This is a genomic window from Gemella sp. 27098_8_155, from assembly GCF_041433725.1.
Taxonomy (GTDB): domain Bacteria; phylum Bacillota; class Bacilli; order Staphylococcales; family Gemellaceae; genus Gemella; species Gemella haemolysans_D.
This window is the reverse complement of sequence record NZ_JAPWCA010000041.1, coordinates 1-1435: the sequence shown is the minus strand read 5'-3', so window position 1 is coordinate 1435 and position 1435 is coordinate 1. Positions and strand designations below refer to the sequence as shown.

Genomic DNA, 1435 nt, shown 5'->3' with positions numbered 1-1435 from the left:
AGAGCTTAACTTCTGTGTTCGGTATGGGTACAGGTGTGTCCTCTTCGCTATCGCCACCAGACGAAAACTTCATATACATATTATATCATCTTTTTTCTTTTTGTCAACAGTTACTTCTAAAGAACTTTCACTTGATTAAGTCCTCGACCTATTAGTATTAGTCAGCTGAACACGTTACCGTGCTTACACTCCTAACCTATTCTCCTTGTCGTCTTCAAGGGGTCTTAATATCCGTGGGAAATCTCATCTCGAGGGGGGCTTCATGCTTAGATGCTTTCAGCTCTTATCCCTTCCGTATTTAGCTACCCAGCTATGCCACTGGCGTGACAACTGGTACACCATTGATACGTCCATCCCGGTCCTCTCGTACTAAGGACAGCTCCTCTCAAATTTCCTACGCCCACGACGGATAGGGACCGAACTGTCTCACGACGTTCTGAACCCAGCTCGCGTACCGCTTTAATGGGCGAACAGCCCAACCCTTGGGACCGACTACAGCCCCAGGATGCGATGAGCCGACATCGAGGTGCCAAACCTCCCCGTCGATGTGGACTCTTGGGGGAGATAAGCCTGTTATCCCCAGGGTAGCTTTTATCCGTTGAGCGATGGCCCTTCCATGCGGAACCACCGGATCACTAAGTCCTGCTTTCGCACCTGCTCGACTTGTATGTCTCACAGTCAAGCTCCCTTGTGCCTTTACACTCTGCAAATGATTTCCAACCATTCTGAGGGAACCTTTGAACGCCTCCGTTACTCTTTGGGAGGCGACCGCCCCAGTCAAACTGCCCACCTGACACTGTCTCCCGGTTTTCTATGCCGAGGGTTAGAATTTCAATACAGCAAGGGTAGTATCCCAACAACGCCTCCTCATACACTGGCGTGCATGATTCCTAGGCTCCTACCTATCCTGTACATACTGCATCAAAATTCAATATCAAGCTACAGTAAAGCTCCATGGGGTCTTTCCGTCCTGTCGCGGGTAACCTGCATCTTCACAGGTACTATGATTTCACCGAGTCCATCGTTGAGACAGTGCCCAAATCGTTACGCCTTTCGTGCGGGTCGGAACTTACCCGACAAGGAATTTCGCTACCTTAGGACCGTTATAGTTACGGCCGCCGTTTACTGGGGCTTCAATTCATACCTTCGCTTGCGCTAAGCACTCCTCTTAACCTTCCAGCACCGGGCAGGCGTCAGCCCCTATACTTCACCTTACGGTTTTGCAGAGACCTGTGTTTTTGTTAAACAGTCGCTTGGGCCTATTCACTGCGGCCTACTCTCGTAGGCACCCCTTCTCCCGAAGTTACGGGGTCATTTTGCCGAGTTCCTTAACGATGGTTCTCTCGCTCACCTTAGAATTCTCTTCCCAACTACCTGTGTCGGTTTGCGGTACGGGCACCTCTTATCTCGATAGCGGCTTTTCTTGAGAGTTTGG

Annotated in this window: 2 rRNA genes; both read right to left on the bottom strand. The window is 50.2% G+C overall.

Going from position 1 to position 1435, the window contains the following annotated elements:
* Positions 1-61: ribosomal RNA gene (rrf, locus tag O5Y44_RS08745) — 5S ribosomal RNA — on the bottom strand; the annotation flags it as partial.
* A gap of 70 nt (positions 62-131) precedes the next feature.
* A 23S ribosomal RNA gene (locus O5Y44_RS08740) occupies positions 132-1435 on the bottom strand; the annotation flags it as partial.